At 60.4% G+C, this 17,339-nt stretch carries 14 protein-coding genes and 1 tRNA gene; 6 read left to right on the top strand and 9 right to left on the bottom strand.

Translation table 11 applies throughout. The features are described 5' to 3' along the window. The first annotated feature begins 120 nt into the window (after positions 1-120). The 3 genes from Q0J54_RS02135 to Q0J54_RS02125 all read left to right on the top strand — a co-directional run bounded on the left by Q0J54_RS02135 (position 121) and on the right by Q0J54_RS02125 (position 3,821). On the top strand, positions 121-1,149 hold the full coding sequence (locus tag Q0J54_RS02135; RefSeq protein WP_296303664.1) for an IS30 family transposase: 1,029 nt from the start codon (positions 121-123) through the stop codon (positions 1,147-1,149). Positions 1,150-1,795: 646 nt separating this feature from the next. Then, complete coding sequence (gene sat / locus Q0J54_RS02130; RefSeq protein ID WP_296303663.1) at positions 1,796-3,130, top strand: sulfate adenylyltransferase; 1,335 nt, start codon at positions 1,796-1,798, stop codon at positions 3,128-3,130. 460 nt (positions 3,131-3,590) lie between these two features. Further along, entirely contained in the window at positions 3,591-3,821 is a 231-nt protein-coding gene (locus tag Q0J54_RS02125; RefSeq protein ID WP_296303662.1) for a hypothetical protein, read from the top strand. A 255-nt stretch (positions 3,822-4,076) separates the two neighbouring features. Here Q0J54_RS02125 and Q0J54_RS02120 read toward each other — a convergent pair. Then, positions 4,077-4,153: transfer RNA gene (locus Q0J54_RS02120), tRNA-Arg, on the bottom strand. Positions 4,154-4,250: 97 nt separating this feature from the next. Between Q0J54_RS02120 and Q0J54_RS02115 the strand changes: the two genes are divergently transcribed. Both Q0J54_RS02115 and Q0J54_RS02110 read left to right on the top strand, forming a co-directional pair. Beyond that, entirely contained in the window at positions 4,251-4,856 is a 606-nt protein-coding gene (locus Q0J54_RS02115; RefSeq protein WP_296303661.1) for a UbiX family flavin prenyltransferase, read from the top strand. Further along, positions 4,853-5,551, top strand: a complete 699-nt coding sequence (locus tag Q0J54_RS02110) for a metal-dependent hydrolase (RefSeq protein WP_296303660.1) — start codon at positions 4,853-4,855, stop codon at positions 5,549-5,551. Before Q0J54_RS02115 ends, Q0J54_RS02110 begins: the two co-directional genes overlap by 4 nt. A gap of 333 nt (positions 5,552-5,884) precedes the next feature. Here Q0J54_RS02110 and Q0J54_RS02105 read toward each other — a convergent pair whose 3' ends face one another. The 5 genes from Q0J54_RS02105 to Q0J54_RS02085 all read right to left on the bottom strand — a co-directional run bounded on the left by Q0J54_RS02105 (position 5,885) and on the right by Q0J54_RS02085 (position 11,815). Next, a complete protein-coding gene (locus Q0J54_RS02105; RefSeq protein ID WP_296303659.1) occupies positions 5,885-6,346 on the bottom strand; it encodes a hypothetical protein in 462 nt (153 codons plus the stop codon). A 537-nt stretch (positions 6,347-6,883) separates the two neighbouring features. Beyond that, entirely contained in the window at positions 6,884-7,822 is a 939-nt protein-coding gene (locus tag Q0J54_RS02100; protein WP_296303658.1) for a DUF4928 family protein, read from the bottom strand. Then, positions 7,809-8,891, bottom strand: a complete 1,083-nt coding sequence (locus Q0J54_RS02095; protein WP_296303718.1) for a DNA cytosine methyltransferase — start codon at positions 8,889-8,891, stop codon at positions 7,809-7,811. Before Q0J54_RS02095 ends, Q0J54_RS02100 begins: the two co-directional genes overlap by 14 nt. A gap of 53 nt (positions 8,892-8,944) precedes the next feature. Next, entirely contained in the window at positions 8,945-9,376 is a 432-nt protein-coding gene (locus Q0J54_RS02090) for a very short patch repair endonuclease (RefSeq protein WP_296303717.1), read from the bottom strand. Positions 9,377-9,508: 132 nt separating this feature from the next. After that, complete coding sequence (locus tag Q0J54_RS02085; protein ID WP_296303657.1) at positions 9,509-11,815, bottom strand: hydratase; 2,307 nt, start codon at positions 11,813-11,815, stop codon at positions 9,509-9,511. A 317-nt stretch (positions 11,816-12,132) separates the two neighbouring features. On the opposite strand from Q0J54_RS02085, the gene Q0J54_RS02080 reads away from it, so the two are divergent. Further along, complete coding sequence (locus Q0J54_RS02080) at positions 12,133-13,041, top strand: DMT family transporter (protein WP_296303656.1); 909 nt, start codon at positions 12,133-12,135, stop codon at positions 13,039-13,041. 84 nt (positions 13,042-13,125) lie between these two features. Here the strand turns inward: Q0J54_RS02080 and Q0J54_RS02075 are convergent, their stop codons facing one another. The 3 genes from Q0J54_RS02075 to Q0J54_RS02065 form a co-directional block, all read right to left on the bottom strand. Then, positions 13,126-14,607, bottom strand: coding sequence for an APC family permease (locus Q0J54_RS02075; protein ID WP_296303655.1), 1,482 nt, complete (start codon positions 14,605-14,607; stop codon positions 13,126-13,128). Between the two features lie 256 nt (positions 14,608-14,863). Then, entirely contained in the window at positions 14,864-16,393 is a 1,530-nt protein-coding gene (locus Q0J54_RS02070; protein ID WP_296303651.1) for an aldehyde dehydrogenase family protein, read from the bottom strand. A gap of 245 nt (positions 16,394-16,638) precedes the next feature. Beyond that, the gene (locus tag Q0J54_RS02065; protein ID WP_296303654.1) at positions 16,639-17,304 is read right to left on the bottom strand and encodes a Crp/Fnr family transcriptional regulator; all 666 of its coding nucleotides are present in this window, start codon (positions 17,302-17,304) and stop codon (positions 16,639-16,641) included. Between the last annotated feature and the right edge of the window lie 35 nt (positions 17,305-17,339).

Raw genomic sequence — 17,339 nt, 5'->3', positions numbered from 1 at the left:
GGGGGAGAGGGAAACCGTTCTGGCAGATTGTCAATTGAAAGGTAACAGAGGGCTTGCCAAAAAAAGAAAGCCCCATGACAGTTGTTTTGTGAACAAACACCTCAACAACGAGGAACTGTCATGGGGCAAAAACACCTTACCAAAACTCACAGAGAAATCATAGAGCGGCTTCTGGGGGAAAAATCCCTCAGGAGCATTGCCGATCTCCTCGGCTACAGCCCAGCGGCCATTTCAAAGGAAATCCGGCGAAACGCCAATAAAAACGGCAGGTATGATGCACAGGCCGCGCAAAGGCGGGCCGACTGGCGTGCCTCAAAAGATAAGAACGCGGGAAAACGGACGGCTTTTCTTACCGCCTCTGTGCAGGAGGGCTTGAGGAATTACTGGTCCCCGGAGCAAATTGCGGGCCGCCTGCGACAGGAACTTCCCGAAGATCCGGCACGACACATTTCCTTCAAAAGTATGTATCGCTGGATCAGCAAGGATTCCCGACAATACGAGAAGGGAAGGCCGCTCAGAGGGTTTGGGCGCTACCTTCGACACAAGGGTCCGGGCAAGCGTCTTGTCCATGACAGGAAAACGAGGATTTTTGCGCTTCCCTGCATATCATCACGGCCTGAGGAGGATTGTTACGGCCACTGGGAATGTGATTTGATACATGGGAACCGCAAAAGTGGCTACATCATTACAGCTGTCGAACGCAAAAGCGGTTTTCTCATGGCAACGTACAGCGCGGATCGCTCAAGCGCCGTTGTCGCGGCAGGGATCAAACAGCTTTTTTCACGAGTTCCTGCCTGGTTTTTCAAAAGTATCACCTATGACCAGGGCAAGGAATTTTTCAATGACAAGCAGATGGACCACCATTTTGGTACGGCAAGCTCTTTCCGCCACGCCGGCTGCCCCGGAGAGCGGGGCTCAATGAGTGGACAAACGGCCTGCTCCGGCAATTTTTCCCCGCACTTGAAGCTTCAGGGGCCTTGGGGAGCACGAGACAGCGCGGGCGGTGGCCTTCATAAACCACCGCCCGCGCAAGAAGTTCGATTACAGGACAACTGTGGAAAAAATGAGGGAAGACGGGGTCTTCCTTGTGTCAACTTTCATTTGACAATCTGCCTTACTGTTCTCGCTGTCCGTCAGCCTTTGCGATGACTCAGAAGGGGGCTGCTTTTTGTCCCAACCCCTTACCGGAGCGACGTCCTCCACCGTATGCGTATTCCGTCATCCTGCTTGCCGCCGTAAGCGCGTCATGGCGCGGAGGAGATCGCCGCGCCGGAGGCGCGGAAGCTCCGACGCCGCCCGGACGCTCGTCCCGCGAGAAGGCGGGACAGCGGGAGGGCGATGCCGTATGACGCGCGGCAGGGAGGAGAGCAGGGCAGGGCCGCCGCCCGCCGGATACCCGTCAACGATGGCTGCCCCAGGGCGGGGTTGGGGGTCATAGGGGGTAAGGGGCCGCCGAGGCCCCTTATCCCCTGCCGCCCGCCGCGCAGGCGACCACGCTTGCATGCCGGGCCGAAGCCGTCAGACCCTGGAGCGATGAAAAAAGAAAGCAGCCGCTTACCCCCTGCCGCATCTCTGCTGTCGATGCCCGTAAGGCTCCTTCGCCGCCTGACGGGCACGGCCCCGCGGGCCGCCACTCGGTCGCCCGCCGCGCAGGCGACCACGCCCGCATGCCGGGCCGAAGCCGTCAGACCCCGGAGCGATAAAAAAGAAAAAGGACTGCCTTACCTGCGTGCCTCCTCTCGACGCTCAGGAGCAAGTCTGGCATGGTGAAGAAAAGACGCTTCAGGAGGTCAGCATGGACAGGAACACTACCGCCACCGCCCACGAGAACGCCTTTACCGTTTCTGACGATCTGCCGCCGCCACACGGCGGCAGGGGCCTGCAGAGCTGTCAGGTCTCCCCTGAAGAAACGGCGGAACTGCTGGCCCGCGCCGTCAGTCTGCCGCGTATCGAGGTCAGCTCCCGCGCCGAAGGGGATATCCTCATGCTGGGGAATGGGGCTTTCTCGCCCCTTCGCGGTTTTATGAACCGGGAGGACTGGCGGAGCGTCTGTCGCGACATGACCCTGGCGGACGGCACGTTCTGGCCCGTGCCCATCACGCTGGACGTGCCGGAAGAGGTCGCTGCGGCGCTGCGTCCCGGACAGGAGGCGGCGCTCTGGCGCGAGGGGCGCTGTCTGGCGATCATGCAGGTGGAGGAAGTCTGGCTCCTGACGATGGATGACCGCCGCCGGGAGTGCGAGCTGGTCTTCCGTGGACAGGGCCCGGCTTCGGAACGCTTCTGGGAGACGGCGCCTGATGACCATCCCGGGGTAAAAGCGGTGCTGGCCCAGCAGCCGTACAATGTGGCCGGGACGCTGCGCGTGCTGGCCCGCAGCCGCCTGGCGGAACAGTTCCCGGATCTGCTCCTTGATCCCCAGCCCTTGCGCGCGACGCTGCGGGAGCGCGGCTGGCGGGATGTGGCGGCCCTGCAGTTGCGTAATCCCATGCACCGCTCGCACGAATACCTTGCCAAGATCGCGCTGGAAGTCTGCGACGGAGTGGTCATCCATTCACTTGTGGGTGCGCTGAAGCCCGGCGACATCCCGGCGGACGTGCGCCTGCGCTGCATCGATACGCTGGTACGGCACTATTTCGTGCCACAGCACGTCATCCAGGCGGGCTATCCGCTGGACATGCGCTACGCAGGCCCGCGCGAAGCCCTGCTGCACGCGCTTTTCCGCCAGAATTACGGCATTTCCCGCCTTATCGTGGGCCGGGATCATGCCGGCGTGGGTGATTACTACGGTCTCTTCGAAGCGCAGGAGATCTTCCGCCATATCCCCCGGCCTGCCGATCCGGCCAAGCGCCTGCACACGCAGGCCCTGCCGCTGGACTGGACCTTCTACTGCACGGCCTGCGACGGCATGGCCAGTCTGCGCACCTGCCCGCACGGGCCGGAAGAACGGATCATCCTCTCCGGGACCCGTCTGCGCAAACTGCTTTCGGAAGGGCAGTCCGTGCCAGATCATTTCGGCCGCCCGGAAGTGCTGGAGATATTGCATGCATACTATGCCGGCCTGAGCGAGGCCGACCGCCCCGTCATCCGCCAGCAACAGGCCTCGACGCGGCCGGACGCGCCGCGGCCGTAAGAGCGCTGGCCGCGGCATCCGCAACCTTCCGGCATGAATGGGCTTTTTCCCGCCTGCACGATGTCCCGCAGCAAGATGTCTGCGGGACATCGCGTTTAGCGAGCGAAGAAAACGACAATTAGCGTCCAGTATCCGGCCTGTCGCGCGGCAGACCTCGCATTTCCTCCTTCTTTCTGGATCCCTGAGCTTTTTTCGTTTGAAACGCGAAGCGTTTCTCGCTCTACGGCCTGCCGTTTCGCGGAAAACCACGTTTCCCGCTCATGGTGGGCTGGACGGCGCAGTGCTGCACCTCGCGCTCCGCCTTTTTCAGGGGCAAAACGCTTGCGACACTATTTATAAATTTTTATTTATTTGACAATATGTATTGCAGTCATGGCCAGGCACGCCGGGAGCGCCTTGCCGAAACGCATCTGTAAGACCTCTTGCCTCTTGCTATGGAAAGATATTTGGAGGTGCATACATGCCGCTTGAACATGAATTTTTCTCACAAGAGCAAATTGCCGCTTTGCACAATCTTGCAAAAGAGCGTGGCATTCCTGTTGATTCCATGCGATTCAATGAAGTTATCGATTATTTATATAAAAATGAATATACTTCAATCGGAATGTTGCTTTTCAGCTCAGCTGTGGCTGGCGGCTGCCTGCATCACAACCTGTTTGGAGGATGGCCAGTACGCCTTTTGACTTCCTGAAAAACAGGCGGCTCTCGCCCGGCCGCCTTCCTGTCGGGGAGCGGCTGCGCCCGGCCCTGCCCCGTGCTTCATGTCACGGGGCTGTCGTTGCTGGAAGAGATACCCCGACGGGCGCATGCCGCCGCAATACAGGACGCTTATGCCCAGGATGGGCATTGTTCAGGGGAAATATCGAAAAATAGCCGTCAGGTGCGAAAAATGATGCGAGAAAAGAAAAGGGACGTACAGCCATGAACTGTACGTCCCTGAAATCTCTGGCGCGCCCGACAGGATTCGAACCTGTGGCCTTTGGCTCCGGAGGCCAACGCTCTATCCAACTGAGCTACGGGCGCGCAGGGCTTTACCATGCCTTCCCCGGCAGGTCTTGTCAATGAAAAAATCTTGTGCCGCGGGCTGTCAAGACGGGCCGTTCTCCCCTATACTACCCGCATGACGGTCCGTAAAACCCTTCTTCTCGGCGTCAGCGGCGCCAGCGGCATGCCGCTGGCCCTGCGCTTCCTGCGGCAGTGCCGGGCGCTGCCCGGGCTTGAGCTGCACCTCGTCCTCTCGCAGGGGGCGGAGGCCGTGCTCAGGGCCGAGGCCGGCCCGCGGCCGGAAGAGCTTTTCGAGCTGGCGCATGTGGCGTATGCGGCGGACGATATGGCAGCGCCCCCGGCCAGCGGTTCCTGGCGGCACGACGGCATGGTCATCGCGCCCTGCTCCATGAACACGCTGGGCGCGCTGGCGGCCGGGGTGACGGGCAATCTGCTGCAACGGGCGGCGGACGTCTGCCTCAAGGAGCGGCGGCCGCTCGTGCTGGTGACGCGGGAAAGCCCGCTCTCCCGTATCCATCTGCGAAACATGATCGCCGTGCAGGAGGCCGGGGCCGTCATCATGCCCTTTTCCCCGGGTTTTTATCTGCATCCCCGCACGCTGGACGAGATGCTCGACCAGTTTTGCGGCCGCATCCTCGATCAATTGGCCATCGATCATCCCCTCGGACGCTGGGGCGGCGCCCCCGCCCCGCAAACGACCGCGCACAAGGAGCGACCATGAGCAGCATCACCTGGTACGGCCATTCGGCCTTCGTCATCAGCAGTGAGGTGGACGGCGCGCGCCGCAGCCTCTGCATCGACCCCTTCCTGACGCCCGCTTCCGGCACGGATGCCGACGGCCTGGGCCCGCTGGACATCGTGCTGGTGACGCACGATCACGCGGACCATGTGGGCGAGACCGTGAACCTTTGCCGCAAGACCGGGGCCATGCTGGGGGCCATCGTGGGCACGGCGGAAAAGCTGGCCGCGCAGGGCGTGCCTCAGGCGCAGCTGCTCAACGGCATCGGCTTCAACATGGGCGGCACGGTGGAGCACGCCGGTTTTGCCGTGACCATGGTCCCGGCCTTCCATTCCAGCGAATCCAGCTGCCCGGCGGGCTACATCATCCGCACGCCCGACGGGCTCACGGTCTACCACGCCGGGGACACCTGTCTGTTCAGCGGCATGGCCCTCTGGGGGCAGCTCTATCCGCTGGACGTGGCGCTCCTGCCCGTGGGCGGCGTCTTCACCATGGACGCCCGGCAGGCCGCGCAGGCCTGCGCGCTGCTCGGCTGCAAGAGCGTCATCCCCATGCACTGGGGCACCTTCCCGGTGCTGGCGCAAAATACGGAGGAATTCAAGCATGAGCTGGGCCTGCGCGCCCCGGATTGCCGCTGCATCGACATAATGCCCGGCAAGACCCTAAGCTTTGCCTGAGCCGCTCCGTAAGGGGGATAATTTCCTGCCGGACGGCAACATCTTCCTCCGTCCAGAGGGACAGGGGGCACTTCCGAAAATATCACGGGGGACGTCATCACGCCTGAACGCGGACGTCCCCCGTTCGCTGTCATCCGGCCGGAGCCGCTGCCGGGACTGTCGGCCCGCCCCGCCGTACCGGGTATGGGAACCAGAGCGTTTTGCCGTTGAAAAACACATGACGCGAGCGGCGGTACAGCGTCACCCGGCCCCAAATGGACGGAAAACCGCGTTTTTCCGCGAAACGACAGGCCGCATGATGTGAAAGGCAAGGCCTTTCACGCGAAAAAGGCTCTAAAAAGAGACCTGCCAGCGCTCCCAGGAAAAATTGCTCAGGAATTGGGGGGTTATTCGCGGTCCCAGAGGAGGATGGATGATGCCGCATCTGCCCGATACTTTATGCACGGCTCCCCAGTGCCTTTCTTCCGCATCGTCCCGGGGAACAAGATATCCCTCGATGATATAGGCATCCGGCGTTTCCGCAACGATGTCTCCCACACGGAACGAGAGATGTTCCTCACCGATCTCCTGCAAAAAACGCGAGAACCGCTTCCGGATACACTCTCGGGCTTGTGCCGCGGTGATGGTCGCCTTGTCCGCCATTATCGTCGAAACGTCTTGTGCCATCGTCCGATCCCGCATGGCCTGAACAGGTGCATTTCTTATGTCGTCGGACCGACCTTCAGCGCAGGCGGATGAGGACAGCAGGAGCAGTGCGGCAATAACGAAGCCTTTTTTCACACAAAACGCCGGCATGCCCGCCTACCTGAAAAACGTGGACCGGACTTTTTTCTAGGGCGTGCACAGTTTGGGCGGAGCTGAGAGTCGTGTGCAGTCCTCACCGTAAAGTGAGCTTTCTTGGAGGACCGTTTCCGGTCCGAACACCTTGGAGTCGGGCATATCGAATATATTGCTGGCATACAGCAGCTTGTGTGTCGCGTTATCAAGTGTTTTATAAAATGCCGGTTTATGATAGGCCAGAGAGAAACAAACTGTCATAGATAGCGCAGACTCTGGCTATGTAGCATGGCGATTCGATGGAGAAGCAGTTCGTTTCAGCATATTCCCGCATCTTTATGAAAAAGGCATAATAGCAGTAGGGAACAGCCACAAAAGCAGGAAAAGGAAAAGAGCACATTTTTCATGGTTGTACTCGTAGGACAGGAAAGCGTTTCTTGATGTCAGCAGTTATTATGGCAAGTAACGCATCTCAGCCGCCATTTCCGCAGTTGTGCAGGGACTAGGAAGAAAGGCCAAAAAAAGCGATGGGATAAAGAAATTTGTTGAGGCGTTCTACTTGTTTCCCATAGTAATTTTTAGGCTTGGGTCTGTTTCGACTTCTTCAATAATTTTGTTATAGCGTGAGATGAGGCGTTCTGCTTCCTTACAGCGAGAATTTTCAGCAAAACCGCTCCATTCCAGAATATTTGTCGCTATGAATTGTTCAGCCTCAATGATTTCGATGCGGCCTTCAATCGCAAATCCCTTAGCGATAGATTCTATTCCTGCCCTGCTTTCAGCGATAGTTACGATGACAGGGCGTAAGCCCGCAGTGATATTTGCCTCACATTTACGAATAAGAGCTTCCGTCGGCGCTGTAGTCACATGAATAGCTACCTCATCCAAGACGAAATCGCCTGCGCGTGCGGTAGGTCCATCTGCCACATTGGCTCCATAATGCTTAAGATGTTTTTCTTCTGGCAAGATTAGATCAAGTTTGGCTCCGACAAGATGCTGCAATACTGTTCCTGCATATGTGGTGCCGGGGTTATCTCTCTGTCGCTTTGCCGCTTGGTCCAGCAGATCGGCGATAATGGATTGCAGGGATTTTCCGGGATCAAGTTTAAGTGTGAACGGCTTGCCGTTGAAGTATTCTCGAACGCGAGCGACCCACCAAGTCTCGATGACTTTTAAATCTATCGCGTTGTCTTGATTGAGCGTATTCAAAAAATCCGCATAAATCGCAGCGGCACGCAAACTTCCTCGACTGGTTCGGCCGCCTTCTTCGGCAAGAACTCGTTTTATGCCGTGATCCTTAAGGATCCCCTGCACACGATTCTTGCCGAGGCCTTTGACTTGACCTTCCTGCTCCGTTTTAAGGGTATTGACGTCAATCGGCAGCCCATTTTCAATAGCCAATCGGGAGATATGGAGCATTACAGCTAGTTGCCCTTTGGTCTTGAGGGCATGAATATTGCGAAATTCCGTCAGGGCTTGCTCAAGAAGCGTCATGGCAGACCTCTGCAAGAGGGGAGAGAATATGTTTTGCTAGATGCGCCGCTACAGGAGCAGCGACGGCGTCGCCCATAGCCTTGTAGCCGTCATTGAATGTGCCGGGAAGCTGGAAGGATTCAGGAGCGCCCATAAGGCGGGCTGCTTCTCGCGGGCTAAGGATGCGCGTTCTCCATCCATCCTTCTTTTTGATGACGATATACTGCCGGCTGCTTCCGCCAGTAGGCGTCCTCAGACATCCCGCAACTTCGTCGAAACGTAGTTCCAGCACCTGCTTTTTATTGCGGATGCGTTTATAGCCTGGCACCGCAGCAAGGCCGCATTGTTCCAGCAGACGTCGGTGCGCCGGAGGAATCATGGCCAAGTTCTTTTTGCTTGTCGGCTCATCCTGACAGGGAAGAGAATAATCTACTATTTCAGAAAGTCTTGTCGTAGGCTGTTCAGGTTCAGGCAGGCGCCACCAAATCCAGTGAGGCAAGTCGGCTGCAATATTGCGAATGACCGTCGGATGCGTCCAATTGGGCGCATCATCCACAAGATTTTGGGGAAGAGAAATGCGCTTGTCCACTGCAACCACAAAAATCCTAGGGCGAGACTGCGGCAGCCAGCGTATGGCGTCGAGCAACATGGCGCCAATTCGATAACCTCTTTCCTCCAAGGCAAGATGAAGTTCTCGATAATAAGCTCCTTTATTGGCGGACATCAACCCTAGCACATTTTCTGCCGTCAGAATTGGCGGACGCTGCGGCATTTCGTCCATAACACGCAACCATTCCCACACAAGTCCGCTTCGTTTTCCCCTAATGCCTTTCCCGACGCCTGCCAGCGATAAATCCTGACAAGGAAAGCTCGCCCACGATAATGTGCTCATCGGCAATCCGGCTCCGTTTACGTCCGTTATGGAGCAAAGACAGAATGGAGCGTTAGGGTGATTGGCATGGAAGACTGCCGCCTTTTTGGGGCAAACGTCATTTGCCCAGACCTCACGAAAATATGGCCTGAGAGCATGGCTTACCAGCCCGCTTCCTGCAAAAAAGTCGAGGAGCGGTGGGCGTGAGTCGTGCGGCAATGATGCAGCGCCTGATTGCAGAGTTTGTCCTTGCAGCATTTGACAGCCTTGGTTCATGCTTTTGAGGCTGTAGGTGAAGTCGTTGAGAAGAAGTGAGATATTCTCTCTTGAAGTGCCATAGTATCTTTGATTTCGCATTCCCAAATTACGAGAACATGCCATCCGGCACATTCCAAAGCCGCCTTGGACAATTTGTCGCGCTCTACGTTCCGGTCAAACTTTTTTTGCCAGTAGGCGGCATTTGCCGTGGGAGTCGAAGCTCGTTTACAGTTGGGATGACGGTGCCAAAAACAGCCATTGACAAAAATTGCCGTATGGAATTTAGGCAAAACAATATCAGGGCTGCCGGGAAGATCTTTTCTATGGAGTCTGAAACGGTAACCCATGCGGTGAAGAAGAGAACGCACAATTTTTTCGGGGCGGGTATCGCTTCCCTTCACCTGTGCCATGATTAGGCTGCGTTTTTCTGGAGTTACCCTATCCATTGACTGTGCCGTGTATTTTAAATGCATTAAGTTTCGGCGTCATTTTTGCGGAGGCGGATTCCTCGCTACGGCGCCTCCCCCCTTCTTCCGTACATGCGTCGGAGAAAAGGAGGGAGGGCCTGTCAACAGCCTCTAGCGGTTGTAGAAGTTGATCAGGCAGCCGTCGAGGATGATCTGCCGTTCGTCGTCCGTCAGCTCGCCGAGGCGGAAGGTGCAGGGTCGGGCCGGGCCGCCGTCGGCGGGCAGTATCCAGCCGGCGATCTCGCTGGCCTTCGCTTCCACGGCCTCGCGTACGGCAGGCAGCAGGATGCAGTCCTCGACGGCAAGGCTCTCCGCCAGTCCCGCATCGCCCAGCAGGGGCAGCATGCCCCAGTTGATGAGATTGGAGCGGTAGCGCTTGGTGGCGTACTCCACGGCGATGTTGGCCCAGCCGCCCAGCACCTTCTGGCAGGAGGCCGCCTGTTCGCGGGCCGAGCCGTCGCCGGGCTTGCGGGCAAAGACCACGGAACCGATGCCGATGCGGGACAGGTCGGCCAGCATGGCTTCACAGAGGGCGGGCTCGATCTCCCGGAAGGGCGCGCACCAGGTCTCCAGCGCGGCGCGGACGGTAGCCTCGTCCTGGGCGAGGCGGGCCGTTTCCACAGCCTGCGTCTCCTTGGCGCGGCCCACATAGGCCGGGTCCTTGCGCGACAGGGTGAACTCCGCCAGCTTGAGCGGATTGGAGCGCAGAGAAGAGGTCTCGCCGGAGGGGATGAGCTCGTCCGTGGTGGTGACCGGGTCCGTGATGACCGAGGCCACGCGCAGCAGCAGATGCGGCGGCAGGGCGCTCATGGCCGGCCAGTCGGCGATATTGGGGCCGCGCTTGAGTTCGGCGTCCGCTTCGGGATGGTCGAAGCCGTTGTAGACGCGGCGTCCGTAGACCAGCGGATCGAAACGGTAGCTCAGATCGACGTTCCTGAGGCGCGCGCTGTCCCAGTCCAGTTCCGTAGCCGGAGTGAGACGGCCGCCGTTGGCCGCCGTGGCGGCGATGGAGCGCGCGTCCATGAGGGCCACGCCGGACACCTGCCCGTTGCCGGGCTTGGAGCCTTCGCGGTTGGGGAAGTTGCGCGTGGAGTGCCGGATGGAGAGCGCCCCGTGAGCGGGCGTATCGCCCGCGCCGAAGCAGGGACCGCAAAAGGCGTTCTTGATGACCGCGCCCGCTTCCATGAGCTTGGCGATGGCCCCGTTACGCACCAGCGCCAGGGCCTGCGGTTCGCTGGCCGGATAGACGGACAGCGAGAACTCGCCGTTGCCCGTGCTCTGCCCGTCCAGGATGGCCGCCGCCATGCAGCAGTTCTCAAAGGAACCGCCCGCACAGCCGGCGATGATGCCCTGATCCGTCCACAGGCCGCCGTCATGGAATTTTTCGCGCAGCTTGAGGCCCTCGCCCGCCGCGCCGAATTGCTTCACGGCCTCGGCTTCCACGGCGGCGAGCAGTTCCTCGCCGTGGCGGGCCACTTCGGCCACGGGATAAACGTTGCTGGGATGGAAAGGCAGGGCCATCATGGGCGGCACGGCGGCCAGATCGACCCGTACGAGGCGGTCATAGCAGGCCGGGCCTTCGGGCCGCAGGGGCGCGTAATCGGCCTCGCGGCCGTGCAGGGCCAGGTACTCGCGCACCTTGTCGTCCGTCACCCAGATGGAGGAAAGACAGGTGGTCTCCGTGGTCATCACGTCGATGCCGCAGCGGTATTCCACGGAAAGACCTTCCACGCCCGGCCCGGCGAATTCCATGACCCGGTTCTTGACGAAGCCGTTGGCAAAGACCGCGCCGATGATGGCCAGCGCCACGTCCTGCGGGCCGACGCCGGGCTGCGGCGCATTTTCCAGCCAGATGAGCACAACCTCCGGGGCGGGCACGTCATAGGTCTTGCCGAGGAGCTGCTTCACGAGCTCCGGCCCGCCTTCGCCGATGGCCATCGTGCCCAGCGCGCCGTAGCGGGTGTGGCTGTCCGAACCGAGGATCATCTTGCCGCAACCGGCCATCATCTCGCGGGCGTACTGATGGATGACCGCCAGATGCGGCGGCACGAAGATGCCGCCGTATTTGCGGGCCGCCGTCAGACCGAAGAGGTGGTCGTCCTCGTTGATGGTGCCGCCCACGGCACAGAGGCTGTTGTGGCAGTTGGTCAGGGCGTAGGGCACGGGGAAGCGCGTGAGGCCGCTGGCCCGCGCCGTCTGGATGATGCCCACATAGGTGATGTCGTGGGAAGCCAGGGCATCGAAGCGCAGACGGAGGGTCGTCTCCCCTTCCGGGGCGGTATCATGGGCCGAGAGGATACGGTGGGCCAGCGTGGCCCGGCGGGCGGCCGCGTAGTCGATGCCGCGGGCGGCGGCTTCCTCTTCGGAGAACAGGTGACCGTCATCGACGATGACGGGAGAATCGTGCAAGCTGATCATGGCATTCCCTGTGGGGTGAAAGGTCTCTGGATACGGATCCGTCCCGCCGGAAGCCGGGCGCATGGTATCGCATTTCCCGGACAGACGGGCCGGACAGACGATTTTCCGCTGGATGCGCGCCGTGCGGCACGCGGCGCAGTATGCCACAGGGGCGCCCCCCTTGCAATGCGGCCCGGCTGATCCGGGCCGCCCCGCCGGCCACGGCGGGCGCTGCGGCCGAAAGAGAACGGGCTTGGGAAAAAAAGCACGCTCCTTCTCTTGCCGTCGGCTGCCGTTTTGGGCACACTTCCCCCGAACATCGCGGGAGGTTCACGAACATGGGGTTCTTTTACGGCTTGTTTTCCTCGGCGACCTTCGGCCTCATTCCCTTTTTCAGCATCCCTCTCATGCAGGGAGGCATGAGCGCCGAATGCGCCCTGTTCTACCGCTTCCTCATCGCGTCCCTGACGCTCGGCCTTTTCCTCTGCCTGCGCGGCGAGCGCTTTCGCGTGCCGCTGCCCATGCTGGCCGGGCTCTGCCTGTCGAGCCTCTTCTACCTGCTGGCCGCGCTGCTCCTCTTCTGGAGCTTCCACCACATGCCCAGCGGCATGGCCTCCACCATCCAGTTCCTTTATCCGGTGCAGGTCATGCTGATCATGGTGGTCTTTTTCCATGAGCGTTTCTCATGGGTGACCGCCATAGCCATCGCCCTGGCCGTGGCCGGGGTCTACATGCTCGGCGGGGACAGCACGAGCGGCGACATCTCCCTGCTGGGGCTCGGCATGGCGCTGCTCTCGAGCCTCTGCAACGCGCTGTACATCATCGGCCTGCACGTCACCCGCAGGCCCGGCCCCAGCGGCCTCGTGGTCACCTTCTGGGTACTGGCCTTCGGAGCCGCCATGTCCTTTGTCAGCGCCCAGATGACGGACAGCGTCCGCCTGCTCGCCTCCTGGGACGAGCTGCTGCATGTGCTGGGGCTGGCCATCATCACGGCCCTGCTCAGCAATCTTACGCTGGTGCTGGCCGTGCAGCGCATCGGCTCCACTCTCACGTCGGTACTTGGCGTCATGGAACCGCTCACGGCCGTGGTGGTGGGCATCATCGTCTTCCATGAGCCCTGCACGGCGGCGGTCTTTGCCGGCGTGGGGCTCATCTGCGGTTCCGTGCTGCTGGTCATGCTGGCTCCCCAGCTGCTGGCCCGCCTGCGGCGGCGGGACGGCCTGACCGGCGACGGGCAACGCGCCTGACCGGCATCGACGACAAAAAAGGAGGCCCCGCAAGGGGCCTCCCGCATGAAGGAGCGGCGGCATGCCACTGACGGCCGATCCCGTCTAGGCGGCGTCCTTCTTGAAGAAGACCGGCAGATCCCGGCTGCCGAGCACGCGCTCGCGCATCTCCTCTTCGGGGATCCTGCTCCATTCGGCCCGCTTGGTGAAATAGAAGATCACGCCGAGAGTGATCCAGGCCAGCATGATCCAGCGCGGCGCGGGCCCGATGAGGGCGGGCGAGCCGGGCGTCAGCAGGAGCACGATGCAGAGCACGGACACCGCCGCGCCGATGATGCAGATGAGCGGCTTGCTGCCGCGCTGCTCCGCCGGCCGGCTGCTGGTCAGCCGGTAGCCGGCAAGGCAGGTGTACAGGTAGGCGATGGCCGTCCCCACGGCGGACATGTCCACGATCCAGCCCACCACGGCGCGGCCGCACCAGGGCGTCAGCAGCACGATGCAGATGGTGAAGACGATGGACTTGTAGGGCGAGTGGAAACGAGGATGGATGTCCGCGAACCACTGAGGGATGATGCCGCCGCGGGCCATGCTGAGCAGCAGGCGGGTGGTGGCCACATAGAAGCCGTTGATGCCGGTGCAGACAGCGCCCAGCACGGCCGTGGCCAGCACCACGGCGCCGAACTTGCCGTAGGCCATCTCGCAGACCACGCCCGTGGCCCAGGCCGTTTCGCCCCTGGCCTTGAGCGCGGCCATGTTGGCCAGCATTTCGGGATAGGGGATGGCGATGGCCACGGCAAAGGTCACCATGGCATAGAGCAGCCCGCCCCAGATGATGGCCGCCAGCATGATGTTGCGGGCCTTCTTGGGCGAGAAGGAGAATTCCTCGGCCACCTGCGGCACGGTGTCGAAGCCCACATAGAGGAAGGGGGAGATGGCCACGATGGCCAGGATGGAGGTCATGGGCGAACGCCCTTCGGCGAAGACGGGGTTCAGGTTGCTGAGCTGAGCGGTCTCCAGCGACGTGGAGCCGAAGAAGAGCAGCAGGATGCCGACGCTGAGGGCAAAGGCGAGGATGACCTGGAGCGTGCCGGCGATGCTGATGCCCCGGTAATTCATAATGCCGAAGAACAGCGTGGCCGCGCACATGAGCAGCACTTCGCCGGTATAGACCTTCCAGCCGGCGATGGTGTAGAGCTCCCCGAAGTCGAAGACCCCCGGCAGCAGGAAGCGCACCAGCAGGCCGAGGGCCGAGATGTTGATGCAGATGATGACCGCATAGCCCAGCACCAGGGCCCAGCCGCAGATGAAGGCGGCCGTCGGCCCGTAGCCGATGTAGGCATAGGCGTATTCGCCGCCGGCCACGGGACAGTATTCGATCATGTAACTGTAGACCACGGCCACGAAGCAGAGCAGCAGCGCGCCCACGCCAAAGGCGATGAGCGTGGCCAGCGGGCCGGAATTGGGCAGGAAGGAGTCGCCGGGCAGCACGAAGCAGCCCCAGCCGACGATGCAACCAAGGGCCAGCGCCCAGACCTGTGAGGGCTTGAGCGTCTTTTCAAGGCGTTGCGAGGGTTGGGTATTCGCCATGAGCATCCTCCAGAGAGAACGGGTTGATGCGGCGCGGCCGCATGAATCGGTCCTGGCCGGCGTCATTGCGTCGGGATGCGTATCCTGAAACCGGGGGCGAGTCTCCTCCGGCGGCAACGCGCCTTATGGGCTGTATCAGAGCGGATACGGGCGGGGAGGACGGGCCTCCCCGCCCCTCGTAAGCACGATGTGCGGAGCCTGTCCGCGTAGCGGGCGTCACGCCGGCGGCATCACGTCCCGAGGACAGGCCCGGCCGCTAGGAGGCCACGCAGGAGCGGATCGAAGCGGACTTGGGCGCGTCCTGTCCCTTCTGGCCCCTGGGATCATAGGTACGCACCGTGGTGATCTTGTTCTGGGTGAAGAAGTCCAGGCCGTCCTTGCCCTGCACCTTGTCCGTCCCGAGCAGCGAACCCTTGATGCCGCCGAAGGGCACATAGGGATGCGGCGCGCAGATGCCCACGTTGACGCCCACCATGCCCACTTCGGCCTCGCGGGAGAAGACTTCGGCATAGTGCATGTTCTGGGTGAAGATGCAGGCTCCGTTGCCGTATTCCGAAGCATTGATGACGTCGAGGGCGTCGTGGATGTCCGCCACCTTGATGGTGGCCACCAGCGGCCCGAAGACTTCGGTGGTGAACAGCGGGTTGCAGGGCGTCACGTCGCGGATGATGGTGGGGCCGACGAAGAAACCATTCCTGTTCTTTTCCGGAAGATCGACGTTGAGGCGGTCCAGCACCATCTTGCAGCCCTGACCGTGCTTGAGGGCCAGCTCGGCGTAATGGTGCACGTTCTCCACGGCCTTGCGGGAGATCAGCGGTCCCATGTAGACATCGGGGTCGAAGGCGTCGCCCACCTTGACGGTTTTGGAGGCTTCCACCATGCGCTCGATGACTTCTTCATACACTTCCGGGACCGCGGCGACGATGGAGCCGGCAAGGCAGCGCTGGCCGGCCGAACCGTAGCAGGAGTTGAGGAAGTTGTTGATGAAGACGTCCATGTCGCTGTCTTCCATGACAAGGAGCACGTTCTTGGCGCCGCCCAGCAGCATGGAGCGCTTGGCCCCTCTGGCGCAGCCCTCCGCCATGGCCTTGGCCGTGGGCGTGGAGCCCACGAGGCAGACGCCGGCCATGCGCTTGTCCTCGTACCAGGTGCCGGGGATGTCGCGATGACCGTGCACCACATTGACCACGCCGGCGGGCAAGCCGATCTCCATGAAGATCTCGCACATGAGCTGCATGAAGTAGGGCGACTGGGTGGACGGCTTGAAGATGAAGGTATTGCCCGCCACGATGGCGTAGGGGATGAACCAGCCGAACACCAGCGCCGGAAAGTTGAAGGGAGCCACCCCGCCGAAGACGCCCAGCGGCTGCCGCACGACCTTGGCGGAGATGTTGGTGGACACATAGTCCAGGACGTCGCCCTGGATCATGGACGGCGCGGACGCGGCGGACTCGATGATCTCGATGACGCGTTGCACTTCGCCGCGCGCTTCGGAAATATGCTTGGCCTGATCAAGGGCGATGGCATGCGCCAGCTTTTCGGCGTCGCGGATCATGCACTCACGGATCTTGAGCACATAGGCCACACGCTTGCCCATGGAAAGGTTGCGCCAGCCCTTGTAGGCGGCATGGGCCGTGGCAATGGCCTTTTCCGCCGTTTCCAGACTGGAGATGGGGACGGTGCCGATCTCCTCGCCGGTGGAAGGATTGTACAGGGGAACGCGCTTGCCGTTGACCTCGTCCTGCCATTCGCCGTTGATGAAATTGCGGATGATGATGTCTGACATGGAACTCCTGCCTGTGTAAAGGTTGAGACATCCCCTTGGCAGGATTCACGGCTGGAGAAAAGGGCATCTCGAGATGTTCGCGCCAAAGAAATGTCTTTGCTTCAGGATAGCCCAACCGTCATAACGCTGCAAGCGAAAAGGACGTCACTGTGATACGGATCCGTGCAACCCCCTCCTTCCCTCGGGGGACACCCGCACACGACTGAAAAAATCGTGTCGGCATCCCCGCTGCGTTCATAACGCCGTCAGGCCAGCATTGCGAGCCTCTTGAGCTGCGGCAGGTCAAGAATGATGACTTCCCGCTGGGTAAATCGGGCTATGATGCCCTTTCTTCTGAGTTTATGGATGATGCGAAGCAATGTGGTACGATGGATCCCGAGCAGTGAAGCCATTTCCTTCTGTGTCATGGGGCAGGGGAAACGTGTTTCAGTGTTATGGCATTGTGATAGCTCAAAAATAAACCGACATACATGAGACTCATGATTCCCAACACCCATATCAGCGAGAAATGTATAATGGATAAGCATTTTAACTCCCATTGACCATAGTAAATTTGAAATATGCCGTGGATAAGCGGCAATAAAAGATTCATCTTGGAGAAGATCCTTTGGGAATCTCCATATAATGCTCTTTTTTGTACAGTAAAAAACACCTTCTGGATTACATTGAGCAAAAGTTCTCGCCTCATTGAACAGGCAGCCAGGCTTGATCCGCAGGGTAAGGCGCTCCTGTCCATCATGGGCGACATAAAAGATGGAAACAGCTCCGCTGGCAAGATAATAAATTCCGCCTAATTGCGCGTGCGGTATGATGGAATCCTTTTCATAGGTATGGCGCGTGGCCATATCAAAAATTTCTTCCCAGCAGGTATTCAGCCCGCTAATGGTCGCCGCCCGCACGTAAAATTTCATACCGCGTCCTCAATTTCCCACTTTTTTCACTATGC

Origin of the sequence: uncultured Desulfovibrio sp. (genome assembly GCF_944324935.1) — a bacterium.
Lineage (GTDB): Bacteria > Desulfobacterota > Desulfovibrionia > Desulfovibrionales > Desulfovibrionaceae > Desulfovibrio.
The sequence above is the reverse complement of the archived record's forward strand: the minus strand, read 5'-3'. Positions and strand labels throughout refer to the sequence as shown.